An 18,046-nucleotide genomic window follows, 5' to 3' on the forward strand; every position below is an offset into this window, starting at 1 on the left:
CTAGATTGTCTCAGATCATACTAAGAGCGTGCCCTGCCTCTATCCCTGCCTATAAAAGCATAAAAAAAAGACATTCAGACTAAAAATATTAGTCGAATGCCGCTTCACCATCTATTTATCAGTCACTACATCAGAACGTGCAGATCCGGATATCATGAGAATTTCCATGCAATAGAAGAGACTTATTTTATACTATAGAAGAACTTTACTGAACCGATAACCTCTCTTCTGAAAACCAATGTGCTCATAAAAAGAGTACGTTGTTGAAGTTACTTCACGGTTCGCACCTGTGACAAACAGTTGTTTACCACCTTGCTGTCTGCCCCAATCTTCGGCACGAGCCATCAGACGACGGCCAATACCACCACCACGATGTTCTTGACCTACAATCAGGGAAGTAATTTGTGCGGCAGGTTCTGGATAGGCATGACTTTGCACACATTGCAAGCCAATCACACCAATAATTTGTTCATCCACTTCGGCAACAAGCATGCATGCGTTAGGATTGGTTTCCAAACATTCAATGCGTTCTTTCATGACATTGGCTGTTGTCGGATAGCTGACCTCTCGCATCAGTCCCGTTACCGCTTCAGCATCTCGCAGTTCACACTCTCGGATCATCAGTACAGGGGCCTCAACATTATTGGACATGATTTACCTCCACTTTCAGCATATTAGCGGCTTGCACCGCTGTTTTACGAGCTTCTTCCACATCTTGGCCAGCACTTAGCGCTACAGCCATTCGGCGTCCTACTTTGGTCTCAGGTTTGCCAAATACACGAATCTGAGTACGAGGAAGAGCCAACGCTTCTTCAATCCCGCCTACAGTAAAGTCAGATGTTTCATCATTAGCCTTCAGCGTCGCTGAAGCTCCCGGTGTCAACAGATGTACACCTGTAACCGGAAAACCAAGAATTGCACGTACATGCAGCGCAAACTCGGAACTGTCTTGCGTCACCATTGTAACCATACCTGTGTCGTGCGGACGAGGAGATACCTCGCTGAACACAACACCATCCGATGTTAGGAATAATTCCACTCCAAACAGTCCATAGCCGCCAAGTTCATCCGTAACGGATTTGGCAATATGACAAGCCTGCTCCAATTGCTCAGGAGTCATCGCATGAGGCTGCCACGATTCGACATAGTCCCCATCTTTTTGAATGTGGCCAATCGGAGGACAGAATACGGTGCCTGATACAGACCTAACGGTAAGTAATGTAATCTCACTGTCAAATTGCACAAAGCTCTCCACGATGACACGAACGGATTTGCCACGAGCCCCCGAAAGAGCAATGTTCCAGCAATCCTCCACATCCCCCGGTGTACGGCATACACTCTGCCCTTTGCCGGAAGAACTCATCAATGGTTTAATAACACAAGGTGTGCCAAGCTCACGTACGGCTTCCTGAAGTTGTTCCAGGTTGTCCGCAAAAAGGTAATCAGCTGTAGGAAGTTTCAATTGTTCGGCTGCAAGACGACGGATGCCTTCGCGATCCATCGTTAGACGTGCAGCTCGGGCAGTAGGTACTACACAAAATCCCTCTTCCTCAAGCTCCAGTAAAGCTTCTGTTGCAATAGCTTCAATCTCAGGTACGATGTAATGAGGTTTTTCTTTACGGATCAATTGTTTCAAAGCTTCGGCATCCAGCATGTCGATGCAGTAAGACCGGTGCGCGACCTGCATTGCAGGTGCGTTCTCATAACGATCAACAGCGATCGTCTCTACTCCCAGTCGTTGGGCCTCAATAACGACCTCTTTTCCCAATTCTCCACTGCCTAATAGCAGCATTTTTTTGGCTTGAGCCGTAAAAGGAGCACCCCACATGTTCTTTCCAATCCTCCCAAAGAGAAATCTTCTATATATCTGTCTCTCTATTTTCGGGGTTTTGGTTAAAGATTGCAAGAGTGCTCCCTATTTTTCTTGTGAATTTTACAAGATTTTTTGTGTTTTTTCGATCAAATTTTACAATTACCGCTCACAGATTCGATACTCTTTCCATTCCTCCCAGAATTAAGGAAAAGTTAAAAGGGAAGATTTTAATATTTCAGAGAATCGGAATACACAAACAAATCCCAAATTTAAAATCTTGGGATTTGTCGATTCTTTTCTCTGAAAATTTCATTATGTGAGGAAACGTAGGCCATCTTGGGTGCGTCTGGTGTCATGTATTGTTTCGCACTATTGACTGCAACAATCGCATCATTGAAGGCTCCGGCAATGAGTCTGACTTTGCTCTCGTGGGTCGCACAATCCCCTGCTGCAAAAACACCTGGAAGACTCGTCTGTGCATGGTGGCTCATTAGAACCATTCCATCGTCCATTTCTATGCCACAACTGGTCAGATCACTTAAATTGCTTTTATATCCGTGACTAACAACGACTTCATCCACTTCCAACACGACTTTGTCCTGACTTTCCATATGCGTAATCACAACCTGATGGATTCGCTTACCATTATTGTGAAGCTGCGTGATGCTATATGGTGTTCTCACATCCGTTATATTGTTCATCTCGCTTACATTTCGTTCCATTGCACGGAACTCATTATTCCGGTGGATTATGACTACACTGTGTGCAAGTTTAGCAAGTTCAATTGCCCAGTCTACTGCACTGTTGCCTCCTCCTGAAATGAGCACACGCTTCCCTGAAAAATGTGCTGGATTTTGAACGGTATAATGAAGATTCTCATATTCATAATCCATTGTCTCGTGAAGCTCCAATTTTTGAATTTCTGCGATACCTCGACCTACTGCAACAATAATCGTACGAGTATAATGTATCTCTCCTCCAGTAGTATACATACTCCATATCCCGTTATCCATTCGAGTGAACCTTTCCACTTTACAATTCAATACTACCGTTGGGTTAAACGTATTGGCCTGCTGAACAAGCCACTCGATCAACTTCGAACATTTCATAGGCGGCAGGCCGCCTACATCCCAAATTGTTTTTTCCGAATAGGTGTGCAGAAAACCACCAAGCTGGTCTTTACCTTCAATGATCTTTACTTTCATATCACGCATCCCTGCATAAAAGGCCGCATACATGCCTGCAGGTCCGCCTCCAATGATGGTTACATCGTAGATATCTTCTTCATTCATCTTGAACACACCCTGTTAATTTAGTTATGAATTAGAGATTCTTGTAACATACGGTTTGCCTTATTTATTTTTTTCTTCAAAAGCAGTCACAATATCATCAATGACATATTCGTCGGCAAGCGGAGACATTCCCAGATTGAACCATTCCTTGCCGCCCACCATGTAAACATGGTCCTGCTTAACAGCTTTCAGATTTTTCCATATCGATGTCGATAACATATCTTCAAATTTCTTTTTAATTTCCGGATTAGTCTCATCATCCAGCTGAACAATCAGATGATCTGCGTCGTATTCGGGCAGTACTTCCAAGGATACGGACATGGCCGTTTGATCTTTCGGGAAGTTAGGAAGTGGATTCATTCCCAATCGTTTGTGGACAAAGTTTCCTCGGTCAAGATTCTCTCCATGCAGTACGATTTCTTTTTCCATCACTCTAATGTAGAGAACAGTCTCTTCACCAATCAGCTTATCCAATTTGTCAGCAGCTACCTTCTCCTTAGCGACCAAATCCTGAATAACCTTTTCTGCCTGCTCTTCTTTGTCCAGAATTTTGGCAATATCCCGCAGTTCATCACGCCAATCATCACGCTGTGGTAAAAGTACGGTAGGGGCAATCAGAGTAAGCTGATCATAGTCCTTTTTAGACCACCAGTCAGGAGCGATAATTAAATCCGGAGCTGCCTCCATGAGGGCTTCAAAGTTAGGCGTTCTTCCTATTCCCATTTTCATCGTGTTTGCGAATGGCTCTTGCAAGTAAGAAGGAAAATCCTCATGGTAGTTCTGTACAGCAATGGGTACGATCCCAAGTGAATATAAAAACTCTGGATATACAACGGACAGACCCACTATTTTTTGTGGGTTTACCGGGATTTCAATTTCTCCCATTTCCGTGTTCACTTTCTTCACCTGACTTGCTTCTGTCGTTGAAGAATTGACGGTACCCGCTTCTTGTCTTTCACTCGTGGACGCTTCTTTACCTGCTGCCCCACAAGCCGAAATAACGAGCATCAACATCATTGTACATATTACGGTTAACCATCTGAATCTCATTCTGTATGTACCCCCTATTGGTCATTAATATATGACAATGCCTAATCAATAATAATTATCATTATCACTAAGATATAGGAGTAGTATAATCAAATATGTACAGGCATGATATTGACTATTCAGACTTTTTGCTGTGGACGATCTTGCCATAGCTTTAAAATTTCATCCAACATAAGCTCATGGGTAAACGCCGTGTAGTCCAGCAGGACGCTCGACAAAAGGACATCTATTCTGCCATTCTGTACCGCTAACAGCTCAAGCCATTCTTCAGACTTACGCACAACAGACCATGTATGCCTGGATGCCTCATCATCACCCGCAATCAGTAATATTCTTTCAACGTTAAGAACAGACAACTCCTTAATGCTCACTGTTCCCTGTTCCCAATAAGTTTCAATTCCTTCGGGACCTTCCATTTGCATATCAACGTAAAAAACGGAAGCAATGCTCCTTGGGCCTAACAATTGCAACTCTTCGCCATAAAATTTGAGTACAACTAGCTTGTCTTTTCGTATGAAATCCGCAAGCTGATTCTTTATGACCGTTGCTTTCTCTTCATATCTTTGAAGCCATACCTCTGCAATATCAGACCTGTCCAAAAAGCTTGCAACATATCTCAAATGCTCTCTCCAATCCCCTTTTTCCCACGGAAGGTCACACACAGGAGCAATGGATTGAAGCTGACTTTGCAAAACCTCAGACTCCGTCCCAATCGTAATTATATAATCAGGCTTAACTAATTGAAGCTGTTCCAGCCAGGTGGTCTCACTCTCAGCGAGTGGCATAACTTTGTCCGTTTCATATTTACGTCTATAATAATATGTCCATGGATGACTTGCCGGCGCGGCACATGGAATGATCTGCAATGCAAGCAGTATACCAATGCTCCAAGAATGAACCGCAGCAATTTTTTGTTTGCTATTACGTATAAACGCTGCCGGTGGAACGCCGGAGATTTGCTTGAATTTACGCCGGAAATACGTCTCATCCTGATACCCCACGTACGATGCCACATCCTTGAGTCGATAACTGTGATCATTTCTCATTAAGATCTGGGCTTGTTTAATTCGATATAGCGTTAAATAGTCGACTGGACTGTAGCCATACCTTTTCTTGAATAAACGCATGAAGTGTCGAGCGCTCATTCGTGCCACATTTGCTAATTGCTCAATAGTTAATCTTTTCGAATAATTCTGCTCCATGTAGGCTTTAACATGTTCAATTGGTGAAGCCAGATCCGTCTTTTCGGCATAGGCCACGTCGTAAAACATGGTATACAACAGTTCCTGAAAACGAATCTGACCATAGTACCTTTGCAAACCATCCTTCTTCATTGTGTGGTGGTAAATCATCTGACAGATCACGCCAACAGCAACGGGCGAAGTTGAGCTGACCTCTCCATTCACTTCATTACGTAAAAGTTGCTTCATCATATCCAGGGCTGTTCCAGCATCCTGCTCCGGTGCGTACGTGACTTCAAAACTCATGTGATACACACCTCGTTCATCCAACGAATGCACATTTGCCTCAACCAGCTGCCCTGGGAAACCTATGTACAGTCCGCCTGCCTTTAATTCGATGAAACTGCCATCTATTTTTAACCAACCTTGGCCACTGGCTACAAATAATAACATGTATGTTTCAATGAAGTGTTTCCTCAGAAGCCACTCCGTCGCAGGATCAGTCGTATAATTCACGTGAATGAGCCTAAAATTCATATGATCCAGGTGATCAAAATGCTTTGAGTCTATTTCGTTGTTGTCCATCTGCATTGATCTCCCTCCAGACATAAACGATTGTACTGATTTCATTCTTTAAAAATATAACATACCACACGAACTAAAGATTAAAAAAACACTCCGGCTATCCTCTAACCTGTCTTCAATGAATAAGATGCACTTATTATTGAGGATCAGGCTAAAGAACGCCAGAGTATTATAAGTTCATATGCGCTCAGACACTTCAAAGGCGTCCGAAGGTTTCATCACAAAAATCTGTATTGAGCTTCTATTAATCCATTATAGACGCCTTGTTTTTGGATAAGCTGCTCATGGTTGCCCTCTTCTTTAATTTCACCATGATCCAGGACAATAATGTTATCTGCATTCCGGATGGTTGAGAGACGGTGAGCGACCATAAAGGACGTTCTTCCCTGCAACAGCACCTTCAATGCTTCCTGGATTTTAAGCTCCGTCTCGGTATCAATGCTGGCAGTAGCTTCATCCAGAATCAATATACGCGGATCAGCAAGCAGCGCACGGGCAAAGGATAACAATTGCCGTTGTCCCATGGATAATACGTTCCCGCGTTCTTCGACTTCGGTATCATATCCGCCAGGCAGCTTCATGATGAACTCATGTGCATTGACTGCTTTGGCTGCGTCCTCCACCTCTTCATTCGTTGCATCCAGTCGCCCAAATCGGATATTGTCACGAATCGTACCCGAGAAGATGAAGGTATCCTGTAATACAATACTGATCTGGCTGCGTAAACTCTCTACCGTTACATCCCGCACATCCTGTCCGTCAATGGTGAGACGTCCACCGGATATATCATAGAAACGACTGATCAGATTGATGATCGTACTTTTACCTGAACCCGTATGACCAACAAGTGCAATTGATTGTCCCGCAGCCGCCGAGAAGCTGATTCCTTTCAGCGCCTGTCTGCCCTTCTCGTATTCGAACACAACATTTTCGAATGCGATATCCCCTTTAATAGAAGGAAGTGGCTTGGCACCTGGTTTATCCGCAATACTAGGCTTTTCATCCATGAACTCGAAGATACGCTCCGATGATGCCATCGCAACCAGGAGTTGATTGTACATCTGTCCCAGACGGTTGATCGGGTCCCAGAAGTTGCCGACATAGTTGGCAAAAGCGACAAGTAATCCCACGGTCAACTGATCCTGTTGAATCAGATAAGCACCAAACCAGAAGAGGATCAATGTACCGAATCCGCCGGTAATCTCAATCAGCGGTCCGAAGCCCTGGTTCATCGCTGATGCTCTATCCCATGACTTTTTGCTGGACAGGTTCATGTTGTCAAAATACTTCATATTCTCTTTTTCCTGTGTATAAGCCTGAGTCACTCGAATCCCCTGAATGGATTCATTCAAGTGGGAGTTAATACGAGAGTTCTTCATTCGAACATCCTGCCAGGCACGACGGATCAGCACCCGCAGTTTGGTCGAGATGATAAACATGATTGGCACCGTAATGATCACGGCGAGACCCAGTTTCCAGTTAATCAACAGCAAGATTACGATGATCCCGAGCAGCTGCACGCAGTCGATCATGACGTTAACTGCACCGTTGGTGAATAGATCCTGAAGGGAGTTAATATCATTCGTCACACGCACCAGTACGGAACCTGCCGGTCTCTTGTCAAAAAAGTTAAAGGACAGCTTCTGGATATGCTTGAACAGATCCGAGCGAAGATCGTAGATAACGCGCTGTCCAATAATGTTCGTCAATTTGATCCGGTACGTATTGGCTGCCCATTGAATGAGATACAACACGAATATGGAGCCTGCGATCAGATAAAGCATCGTCATACTTGGCAGCCCTGTTGCCGGTGCGATGGCCCGGTCAATCGCCAGACTGATCAGAAAAGGTACGGATAATTTCGTAATGGTACCGAGAATCATCATTAGAATAACGAGTGGCAACAGTTGTTTCGCATAAGGTTTCATGTATGCAAACAAACGTCCGAATTCTTTCCAGTTAAACGGTTTTTCAATAATTTCATCATCCTGATACACAAATCGTTCATTCAGTTTCTTCTCGGAGGCCCCTTTGGCCTCGCGCCTGTCTGCTATCGTTTCGGCACTCATGAATTCACCTGCTCCCCAGCCTCCCGCTTACCGCGGGCAATATAATCTGCGTATTGAATTTTATAAACATCCTGGTATGGTCCAGGTACTTCAATAAGTTCGGTATGTTTGCCACGTTGTACCACGCGACCTTCATCCAGCACCAGAATCTCATCTGCATGTCTTAGTGAAGATATCCGGTGTGCAATAATAAATGTCGTTCTACCGCGCATTACTTCCTGGAAACCGGATTGAATCTCATGTTCCGTCTCCATATCCACGGCGCTGGTTGCATCATCGAGTACCAGGATTTTCGGATTTTTCAGCAAAGCCCTTGCGATCGCAATCCGCTGTTTCTGTCCACCCGATAATCCCATGCCGCGTTCACCAACCACCGTGTCATATCCGTCCGGGAACTCCATAATGAAGTCATGAGCTTTGGCCAGCTTGGCTGCACGGATAATCTCATCCATGGTGACATTCTTAAGTCCGTAGGAAATATTATTGCGAATGCTGGATGAGAACAGGAATGTTTCCTGGAAAACAGAAGCGATCTGACTCCGCAAACTGCGAATGCCTATATCTTTGATGTTTTTGCCATCCAGCTTGATCGTACCCGAGTTGACGTTATATGCACGCATCAGAAGCTGAATGATGGTCGATTTACCTGACCCTGTCCCCCCAAGGAAACCGATTACAGAACCGGGTGCAGCATCAAAATTAATATCGGTTACCGCTGGCATTTTGTTGCCGTAAGCAAAGGTAACGGATTCAAATGTCACATGACCATTCACTTGGTCTGCTTCCACAATGACCGGATCTTGCGTTTCTTCAACATCCACTGGCGTATTGAGCAGTTCGAGCACCCGTTCACCTGAAGCTTTGGATTGCGTATAGTTGTTGATATGGAACCCCAGATTCCACATTGGACCGATTATGTACCAGATCAAACTGAAAAAGGCAACGAGTTCACCAAGTGTCAGCGTATTCTGTATAACCATTCTTCCACCGATCACCAGCAACAGCACGATGCTCACCGAAGCAAGAATCTCCATGATCGGAAAATAACGACTCCACAATGTTGCGGCATGAATCTGATTCGTCTTGTAACGCTCATTACGTGTGGAGAATTTCTCCACTTCATAAGGCTCACGTGCAAAGGATTTTACCGTACGCACGCCAGTAATATTCTCCTGTACCGCTGTCGTCAGTGAACTGAGCGCCAGCCGCATCTCCTGAAACGCAGGGTGAATTTTGGATTCGAATCTCAGCGCAACGAAGGCAAGTAATGGGATGCATATGAGCGTGAACAGTGTAAGCTGCCAACTCATGGTCATCATCATGATTGCGCCGAATACGACCATCAAAACCATGTTGAGAATCTGGGCGAAACCAAATCCGATAAAGTTACGGATGGCTTCCAAATCTCCCGTGAGGCGGGACATCAGATCACCTGTCTTGGCCGTATCATAATAACGGAAGGATAAAAATTGAAGCTTTTCATAACATGCGTTACGAAGTCTGTACGCCAGGAAGTTACCCAAGCGTCCTCCAAAAAAGCCATGTAAAAACTGCATTCCTGCTTTTAAAATCACTACACCTAACACAGTTAAGGCAATTATGGGAACGTCTTCAAAAGTGCGCGGAACAATAACATCATCAATCAGTATCCTCAGCATGTACGGATACACCAACCCAAGTGCGGTCGCTAAGGCGAGGAACAAGATTGATACAAATAAATACGTTCGCTTTTCCCAAAAAAAGATTTGCAGTTGCCTAAGAACATCCATGTTTCTCCTCCTCTTATGTCGTTCAAAAATACTATGAACATTTATGAAGTTTATCACCGTACCCCATTCGCGGCAAAGCGAATAACAGACCATATTCTGCCTGCTTTCAGCTTATTGACGCATTAACGAAGGTAAATACCCACCTTTCAATCAAATGTTTGAATATTCTCTTTATTTCAGGTTGTTCGTACCAAAAAAAGGCTCCCTATATGCCTTTTCGGCAGGGGCCTTTTTGAGGTTAGTTTCGCAACATTTTCAATGTGTTGCTGTATCCATCATTTCTTTTTACAAAGACTTCCAGAGAATACGCGTTATACCGTGATTTTAACGGTGTTCAATCTGTTCCAATTGATTAGACAAGCTGGTCCATTGCTCCGCCGGAATTCCGCTTTCCAGTGTATCTTGAATTCCGCTCACCGCCTCGTCCAGACGTTCTTCCAACTGACGGGATTGGTGTTGCAATGATTGACATAGCTGGTTGTCATAAAACTGAATCAGTTTGTCTTGCGCAGCAGGAAGAACTTCAATGATCATCTGTTTGAGGACCGGATCAAGTGCCTCCTGTAACCGCTGACGCCCATCCCCTTCGAAGAACTGTTTCGGATTGCGGAAATAATTCAAATAGCTTTTCCATCCAGATGGTTCTTCCAGACGGACTTCTTCAAGCACAGGTGTACTCCAGCGTTCGGTCAGTGGCAGTGACACATCCACGCCACCTGATAACTGTCTCACCTCATCTATACAATCCGTAACTTGCTTCGTCAGCCAAGTCTGACCTGCCTGTTCAAGTCTGAGGGTAGTAGCGAGCAGTTCCTGCTCCAGTTCAATGGCAATCATGCGCAACAGTTCACGTCCACAGGCAGCAAAAGCCGTCTTCAGATTGCCCCGATCCTCCCGAAGTACGGATGGATGGAATGCTTCTGCCATGAATAGGCCAAGGCGGTAGGCAAGTCGCTGCCGCACATGGAAGAGGAGTTCTGCTGTTTCCTGTGACAGTTCTTCCTTCATGGATCGTGCTGCAAGTTGCTGTATGCGCTGGCGTGACTGTCCCTGGATAGTCTCCAGTTCATTCCGCCGCTGCTGCAATGCTTCCTCTCCCTGAGCCGCATCCTCCGCGCGTTTCTTCAGCCGCTGAATGACACGTGCCATCTCTTCTGAAGCTCCGCCTACGGCAAGATCGGCTAATTCTCTGCCTGCAAATTGGTTGAACTCTTCCTCAAAACGAATAAAACCGGATTGCTCAAGCAACTTCGAATCGCCTGCCATCTTGCCTTCCATCGCCAGTATGCTGGATACCGGGAACAGTCGTGGTGCCCGAATTCCATTACTGCGTAGTTGGGTACTCACATGATCGAGCACCTGCTCCAGTTCTTCCTCAGAGGTAGACAGGTCACTGGCGTTCACGACAAAGAACATCTGATCCATGGCAGAACTATCCTTAACACGTCCCAACTGATTCAGGAACTGGCGATCTCCTTGTGAGAAAGCATGGTTGTAATACGTCACAAAAATGAGTGCATCCGCATTCTTCATATAATTGAAGGTTACACCCGTATGACGAGCATTGACGGAGTCGGCTCCTGGTGTGTCGACCAGCACAATACCCTGTTCCGTTACATCGCAACTGTAGTAGAGATCGATACTGTCTACAAAGCAGGACTTCTTCTCGTTTGCGACAAAATTACGGTAACCCTCCAGATCCACCAGTACATCCTGACCTAGCTGGTCCGCTGTTTCTTCCCAGCCGGCTGCCGCAGCCTGCAAAAAGCTGTAATGCGGGCGCCCCGCCGGATGCACATCCTGTGGCGAGAGGGATTTAACTCGCTTCTGCCACTCGGTTCCAGGTTCACCCAGTCCAAGTAAACGGAAGGAATAGGCGAGGTCTTCCTGGAAGGCATCCCGGGTCTTCATACGGACCCGGGCTGTTCCATGCTCCGCGCCCCCGGCAGGAGCCATGATCCGGTTAATCGCCGCTGTTGTTGGATGCGGCGAGACGGGTAGTACAGCTTCGCCTAGCAACGCGTTGGCGAAGGAGGATTTGCCGGCGCTGAAAGCTCCGAACAGCGCGAGTGTGAACGTGCCGCCCGCAAGCGAAGCCGCGCGTGCACGCAGATCCCGTACCGCCGACCCCATGGCGGGGTACGGCTCCACCAGCGCAGCAGCGGCTTCGAGCCGTGCCGCTGCTGCGTCCAGGCGTCGGCGGCGTTCAGCGCCAGCCGCCGCCGTTGGCCCTGGCACCGCCGCCGCGACTGCGCGCTGCGCTGGCGGTGCCTCTGGCGTCTGTGGCTGCGCAGCCACAGACGCTGACGTGCCCGCATGCGAACCGGAAGCTTCGCCCGGTTCAGGCACCGCGGGCACGTGCGGGCCCTTCACCTCCGGCAATAGCCCGGAGGGGAGGGGGCCCGCATCAGGCAGCAGGCTGCGCAGCCCTGCTGCCTCTGCGGCGGCGCTGCGCTGGAGCGCCGTGTAGCGCGCCGCCGCCGCGGATTGCGCCAGCAGCGCTGCGCGGCTGGCGTCCAGCGCCTGGAGCGCGGCTTCGCCTCGCGCACCCAGCGCTTCCAGCATGCGGTCGGCCAGCATCATGGCCGACCTGCGATAGCGGGCCTCAATCTCGCCCCGCACATCTTTACTGAACTGGATCACATACTCTGGAGATACCTCAGCACTGGCACTGCGTTTCATCTCCAATAGTGCTTCATCTACAGCAGGCAGCTCCGAATTGAGCGCCTGCTCCCACTCCGCTCCCCATACCTGATGGGATTCACCCAGCTGCCTAAGCATCGTACGAATATGTACTTCCACTTGTCCGGAAGCCTGATCCTGTAATAACCGCACCAGCTCAGAAGCACGGCGTTGTTTCTCTTGTTCGGTTTTGCCGCCTGAGAACAATAAGCCTACCCTGAAACCCGGTTTGCGGCTCTCCAAATAGGCAGCAGCCGACGTGCGAATATCCGCAGGAGTAAGATTTGCATTCGCCAGAAGAGGCTCAAGCTCTGCCCGGAATTTCTCACGCACTCGCGAAGGCCCGGTACGAATGTCTTCTGCTTGTTGATCGAGAAGCTCCAGCTCCCGTTCCAAGCGTTCAATTCCTTCCTTGCCACCAATCTCATCCAGCAGAGAATGTTCTTCATCCTCACGTTTCTCCGCTTCTCTCGTCAGGTGTTGCTCCGTTACATGACTGGCCGAACTTGCCAAACTGTGCGTAATTAACGCTTCCTTCTCTTGCATCATGTGTCCAATGAGTTCCGGTAGCATATCCCACTGGTTGTAGCGATGCTCCTTGTCGCGGAGGGAAGTAAACAACAGTCCGTCATATCTAACTTCCCAGGCTGCAAATATAGCTTCGACCCCTTCGGTATATTGTTCAAAAGAAAGCTCACGTTCCCGATGCTTGTCGATCTGGTTTACGATCAAAAACAAGGGTTTGCCCCAATCCGACAGACTCTTGGCAAATGAAAGGTTCGTCTCGGACTGGACATGATTATAGTCCATGACATAGAAGACCACATCCGCCAGATGGAGCGCGGAATGGGTCGCAAGACTGTGCCCCCGATCTGTAGAATCCACACCGGGTGTATCCAGTAGAACAGCATCATCCTTCAGCAGGGGAATATCATCCCATACCTCAATGGAGCTGTACGCTCCCCCATTTTTGCAATACGCCTCCAATTCCTCTGGAGAAACTTCAAGTATTCCTGCTCCATTGTCAGCGCTTACGTTTGGCGTAGTATAAATAAGCGCTCTTGGCTTACCATTACGTATGGATACCACATTCGCACTTGTTGGCACGGGACTTGAAGGCAGCACCCGCTTACCGCACAAACTGTTGATGAGACTCGATTTGCCTGCAGAGAAATGACCACAGAACGCAATCGTCAGATGTTTCATTTCCGCCTTGCTGATTAAATCCGTTAAAGCCTGTACAGCCGTATGGTCCCCTGTCTGCTCCATCGCTTCACGCAGCGGAAGCAGAGGTTTGGCCATTTCTTTTGGGTAATCTGTTCTGGACATGACTGGCCTTCCCCCTGGCTCCTCTAATTTGACATCCGTTTCGATGTCTATCTCTTTTACAACATTTATTTTAACATTATCAAGTTTGAATTTGAACGATTGGAATGGAATATACATGAACTATCCTATATATACAAAATACAGATATAAGAAAAAAGTCTATCAACGTATTTTCACAGAAGACACAACGCGTTTAGCAATTGCTTTTCTTGCAATTATCGAATTGTTCAGCTGTGCTGAAAACATATAAATCTATAATTTAAAAAAAGATAAAACCGAACAAGTCGGTTTTATCTGTCAGACATTCTATACTCGGTATTTAGCATACTGTTTACACTTTAATACAACAGAACCCATTAGTGTAATCACTTCTTAGGAAACTGCGTTCTCCATGGAAGGAAGCAAGATTTCAAATACTTGTCCATGTTGCAGAATTGTGATGTCTCTTCCTTTGTCTCTCATAACCACAACTTCTGGTTTAACGGACATACGCTCCAGATAATGTTCAGGCACATCGCCAGAATGGCTTACTGTGATGCCTTCTACTTCTTTTTCTTCATTCTCAGCCATTTCCTGTTCAACGATTTGTTCAAAAATATCGGAGAAAGCCTCAAAATTGTCAGTGTACACGGAAATGCATTTCATGATTATTCATCCTCTTCTGCTCATTAATTTATTTTTCGTTTTCGGGTGATGACACGTTCCTTATCTTTCCTGATTTGGGACGTTTTCATACGTTTTTTCCCTTCCCTGCATATGTCCAGCAATGGACAGATATGACACGCAGGGTTCTGTGCCTTGCAATGGTAGCGTCCAAAAAATATAAATCGGTGGTGAGTTAAAGTCCACTCATCCCGAGGTACGCGCTTCATTAGTTTCTTTTCGACTTCAAGTACGGAGTCATCCCAACCTGCAAGCGCCAGCCGCTTCGATACACGTTCAACATGAGTATCTACCGCAATTGCCGGTACTCCAAACGCATTGGAAACAACTACATTCGCGGTTTTCCGCCCGACACCTGGTAGCGTCACAAGCTGATCATGTTCCTGCGGTACATCACCGCCATACTGCTCTATTAGAATTCGGCACATGTTCTGAATATGCTTGGCCTTGTTCCGGTACAGACCGATTCGCCGAATATCCTGTTCCAGCTCTTCGAGAGGAACCGCCAGATAATCTGCTGGGCTTCTGTACTTCTGGAACAAATCTGCGGTTACCTTGTTCACCGTTTCATCGGTACACTGGGCAGACAAAAGGACAGCTACCGTCAATTCAAATGCATTGCTGTGATTTAATTCGCAATGTGCATCAGGAAACATTGCTTCCATAGTTTCGAGTATATGCCTAACCGTCGCTGCATTCATGAAGAGCTACCTCCCACAAAATGACTCCACTCTGCGGAGCCTTACTTCGAAGCTTCATCCGAGTACTTTGCGGGGACCTCAAAAAGCTTGCAAAAAAAACGTCTTGATGCGGGAAAGATCCCGTATCAAGACGGTCATTCTTTTGATCCTCGAAAAGAAACGATTACTGTTTTTGAATCTCCAGAATAACATTGTTCAGGAGATACAATACAATATTATCATTATCTCTGAGAGATTGCACGCTTAAAGTATTGTCACCCTGGTGAACAAATACACTTGAGCCGAGTGCAAAACGATAGTTTGTGTCTGCTGTCGTTTCCCGTTTAACCAAAATCTGGTTACCCACGCCATCATAAGACCAGAATTGTTTACTCATGACAGTCAGCACTCTGAAACGTGTGGAATTATCCGTATCTTTTGTCATTTCCACACGATCCCCGACCGTAAGACTAGTCAGTGAAGTTAATGTGGAGCCCGATTTTACGACTTTAACCGAACCGCTAACAGGCACAGTTTCAGTCTGGCCGTTAAACTGCTTGAGTGTTACGGATGAAGCATCCACCGCTGTAACTTCAGCCAGCGTACGCTTCACAACTTGAACCGCTTTTGGCGTAGCTCCTTCAAACGTTACATTAATCAGGTTGCCTGCTGTCAGCTGTGAAGGCGTGATCGTCTGACCACTCTCTCCTGTCAGTACCGCTTGATCCACGTAGAACTGACTTGTCAACAGATCGGATTTTACTCGAATACGACCATTTGCTTCCAAGGCAACCACTTCGAATTGAGCCACGGTGTTCAGTGCAACCTTCTGCACGACATCCTGATTCGCTCCAAGCGTTACGGTAACTTTGTCACCAATCTTCAAATCTCCCAGACCTGCGCCGGATTTGTTATACATCTCAACTGTAGGAACTGTAGAATAAGGCACTGTAATCGTCTGATTACCGGACAACAAGCTGATTTTCTTGCCAGAAGTATCAATGTTGCTAATTGTACCCTCATATTTGTAAATCACTTTAACGGACAATGCACGTGTTCCCACATATGTCAGATCCAATTTGCGACCATCATTTAACAGTGACTCCAGACCAGCCAGTGTAGGTTTGGTCGTATTGTAATCCAGCTTGGTTTTCTCATCCAATGTAAACACATACGGTTTTTTGTTGTTATCCAGCACGGTAAGTACCTTTGTTTTGCTATTGTAAGATACAACCGTTACTCCGTTCATAGGCTCCATCTGGCGGCCAATGACCTGAATACGCGTTACCTGGTCGTCAGCGTTTAATGTCAACTCCACCTGATCCCCGTTCGTTGCATCCGTGATAAGATCATTCAGCGTTGCATCCTGAATGCCATTGATAATGACTTCCGGCTTTTCAGTCAGCAGTTTCGCCTCCAGTGAACCCCCTTCACGTTTGAACGTTACCGTGGATTGGTTACCACCAATTTCAACCAATGTTCCACGCACAGATTGCTCCACACCTTGAGATAATACGATCGTTTGCAGAACACTGTCCTTAACGGTGTATTTCACGGCACTTCCGGCTTTGAGATCAGCCACTGACAGGATACGGTTCTGATATGTGATAAGCAGATTGTCATTGTATGCAAACTGCTCGGTAGCACCCGCTGCATTGACAAGTTTAATGGTTTTGCCTGAAGTAGATACTTCAGCAACTACGCCATTGTCACTCTTGTTCACAATGCCGGATTTCACACGAATAGCGACTGTTTTTTTGTCAGCCGAGAACGTCTCACGCTGTACTTCGATGACGCTATCTGCCGTAATATCGGACAGTTTGATTGCATTACCATTCTGATCGATGAATGCAGTTCCCTCATCATAACTGTACGTTTCGTAATTTTCGCCCACAAAAATACCAATCTTGTTGCCAGACAATGAACGAGCAAATGTACCTTCAACGCTTTCCACCTGTGGTGTTGCAACAACCACTTCCACATAGGAAGCCCCACCTGCCGAACCCACAACCATAACTTTTGTATATAGTTTCACATCTGTGGATGAAGCACGCGTCTCACTGTCTTTTGTAAAGTAAGGCGTACTGCTGTTCACTGCGAAGTTAACGGCTTTGCCGTCCACAACCAGCGTGATCTGCCCATCTTTCAATCCAGTCACATAACCCGTGGAAGTGTTCGGATACTTTGTATCCGTTAACGATTCGCCACGACTGAAAAAGGTAGCGAGTTGAGCACGGGTTACGGAACCGGTTGGATTGAATTTGTTGCCTTCCACACCTTTGGCCAGATCCAGGCTAACAGCCAGATTGACATAACCTTTACCACTTTCGGAGATACTTGCATTATCAGCAAATCCGGTAGATTGATTGTTTTGTGCCTTCGCTTCAGCATCCTTGTCCAATGAGCGGATTAACAATTTCGTAATCCATTCCCGTGAAGCCGGCTTTTGCCCCCATGATGTCTTGGATACATCCACCGTTGATTCTTCCGTCTTGTCAATCAGTCCCAGTTGAAGTGCCAGCGCGACATATGGCTTGAAATAATTTCCCACTTCCATGTTTGTCGGTAATGCCGCAGCCGAGTCGGTCTTCAACTGGCCCTCTTGATTCATAAAACGGATTGCCATCGTTACAGCTTCTTGCTGTGTTACCGCGTCTCCTGGACGGAACAGGCCGTTATTACCGAGAAGAATGCCTTGATATGCCAGTTTGTACACATGTTTCTCGGCCCAGTATCCGACCTTGATGTCACTGAACAAACCAGTTGGTGCAGCCGTATTCGTTACCGCAGCAGTCTGACCCTGCCCCGTTTCTGTTGATTCTGCTGCCATGGCAGCTCCGCCGGCGCTAAGGGCCATCATGCCTGCAAGCACGGCTGATACTACTTTTTTAGAGTGTGATGGATTGTTATATTTAAAAGTCACCTATGATTCC

At 46.5% G+C, this 18,046-nt stretch carries 11 protein-coding genes; all 11 read right to left on the bottom strand.

Annotated features, from left to right (window positions below; all coding sequences use genetic code 11):
* Nucleotides 1-192: 192 nt before the first annotated feature.
* A complete protein-coding gene (locus AB4111_RS13725; protein ID WP_253438357.1) occupies nucleotides 193-651 on the bottom strand; it encodes a GNAT family N-acetyltransferase in 459 nt (152 codons plus the stop codon).
* Nucleotides 641-1,828 (bottom strand): formate-dependent phosphoribosylglycinamide formyltransferase, encoded by a 1,188-nt coding sequence (purT, locus tag AB4111_RS13730; RefSeq protein WP_442032055.1) that lies wholly within the window; start codon nucleotides 1,826-1,828, stop codon nucleotides 641-643. Before purT ends, AB4111_RS13725 begins: the two co-directional genes overlap by 11 nt.
* 254 nt (nucleotides 1,829-2,082) lie before the next feature.
* Nucleotides 2,083-3,105, bottom strand: a complete 1,023-nt coding sequence (locus AB4111_RS13735) for an NAD(P)/FAD-dependent oxidoreductase (RefSeq protein ID WP_442032056.1) — start codon at nucleotides 3,103-3,105, stop codon at nucleotides 2,083-2,085.
* Between the two features lie 60 nt (nucleotides 3,106-3,165).
* Nucleotides 3,166-4,155: an ABC transporter substrate-binding protein gene (locus AB4111_RS13740; RefSeq protein WP_442032057.1), complete on the bottom strand. Its 990-nt coding sequence runs from the start codon at nucleotides 4,153-4,155 to the stop codon at nucleotides 3,166-3,168.
* A 119-nt stretch (nucleotides 4,156-4,274) separates the two neighbouring features.
* Nucleotides 4,275-5,927 carry an AraC family transcriptional regulator gene (locus tag AB4111_RS13745; protein WP_442032058.1) on the bottom strand — a complete coding sequence of 551 codons (1,653 nt, stop codon included), beginning with the start codon at nucleotides 5,925-5,927 and terminating at the stop codon, nucleotides 4,275-4,277.
* A gap of 212 nt (nucleotides 5,928-6,139) precedes the next feature.
* The gene (locus tag AB4111_RS13750) at nucleotides 6,140-7,990 is read right to left on the bottom strand and encodes an ABC transporter ATP-binding protein (RefSeq protein WP_124116258.1); all 1,851 of its coding nucleotides are present in this window, start codon (nucleotides 7,988-7,990) and stop codon (nucleotides 6,140-6,142) included.
* A complete protein-coding gene (locus AB4111_RS13755) occupies nucleotides 7,987-9,759 on the bottom strand; it encodes an ABC transporter ATP-binding protein (protein WP_253438429.1) in 1,773 nt (590 codons plus the stop codon). The genes AB4111_RS13750 and AB4111_RS13755 overlap by 4 nt, the downstream gene beginning before the upstream one ends.
* 324 nt (nucleotides 9,760-10,083) lie before the next feature.
* Entirely contained in the window at nucleotides 10,084-13,770 is a 3,687-nt protein-coding gene (locus tag AB4111_RS13760) for a dynamin family protein (protein ID WP_442032059.1), read from the bottom strand.
* 372 nt (nucleotides 13,771-14,142) lie between these two features.
* Nucleotides 14,143-14,415 carry a hypothetical protein gene (locus AB4111_RS13765; RefSeq protein ID WP_017687779.1) on the bottom strand — a complete coding sequence of 91 codons (273 nt, stop codon included), beginning with the start codon at nucleotides 14,413-14,415 and terminating at the stop codon, nucleotides 14,143-14,145.
* Between the two features lie 23 nt (nucleotides 14,416-14,438).
* The gene (nth, locus tag AB4111_RS13770; protein WP_253438436.1) at nucleotides 14,439-15,134 is read right to left on the bottom strand and encodes an endonuclease III; all 696 of its coding nucleotides are present in this window, start codon (nucleotides 15,132-15,134) and stop codon (nucleotides 14,439-14,441) included.
* Between the two features lie 163 nt (nucleotides 15,135-15,297).
* On the bottom strand, nucleotides 15,298-18,036 hold the full coding sequence (locus AB4111_RS13775) for an S-layer homology domain-containing protein (RefSeq protein WP_442032060.1): 2,739 nt from the start codon (nucleotides 18,034-18,036) through the stop codon (nucleotides 15,298-15,300).
* Nucleotides 18,037-18,046 lie beyond the last annotated feature (10 nt).

The organism is Paenibacillus sp. 2KB_22 (assembly GCF_052115745.1).
In the GTDB taxonomy this organism is placed as follows: Bacteria; Bacillota; Bacilli; order Paenibacillales; family Paenibacillaceae; genus Paenibacillus.

Excerpts from the sequence above, each read along its gene's own strand:
- AB4111_RS13725 (WP_253438357.1), bottom strand. The coding sequence starts at position 651 with ATGTCCAATAATGTTGAGGCCCCTGTACTGATGATCCGAGAGTGTGAA.
- AB4111_RS13760 (WP_442032059.1), bottom strand. The coding sequence starts at position 13,770 with ATGTCCAGAACAGATTACCCAAAAGAAATGGCCAAACCTCTGCTTCCG.
- nth (WP_253438436.1), bottom strand. The coding sequence starts at position 15,134 with ATGAATGCAGCGACGGTTAGGCATATACTCGAAACTATGGAAGCAATG.
- AB4111_RS13745 (WP_442032058.1), bottom strand. The coding sequence starts at position 5,927 with ATGCAGATGGACAACAACGAAATAGACTCAAAGCATTTTGATCACCTG.
- AB4111_RS13765 (WP_017687779.1), bottom strand. The coding sequence starts at position 14,415 with ATGAAATGCATTTCCGTGTACACTGACAATTTTGAGGCTTTCTCCGAT.
- AB4111_RS13750 (WP_124116258.1), bottom strand. The coding sequence starts at position 7,990 with ATGAGTGCCGAAACGATAGCAGACAGGCGCGAGGCCAAAGGGGCCTCC.
- AB4111_RS13735 (WP_442032056.1), bottom strand. The coding sequence starts at position 3,105 with ATGAATGAAGAAGATATCTACGATGTAACCATCATTGGAGGCGGACCT.
- AB4111_RS13755 (WP_253438429.1), bottom strand. The coding sequence starts at position 9,759 with ATGGATGTTCTTAGGCAACTGCAAATCTTTTTTTGGGAAAAGCGAACG.
- AB4111_RS13740 (WP_442032057.1), bottom strand. The coding sequence starts at position 4,155 with ATGAGATTCAGATGGTTAACCGTAATATGTACAATGATGTTGATGCTC.
- purT (WP_442032055.1), bottom strand. The coding sequence starts at position 1,828 with ATGTGGGGTGCTCCTTTTACGGCTCAAGCCAAAAAAATGCTGCTATTA.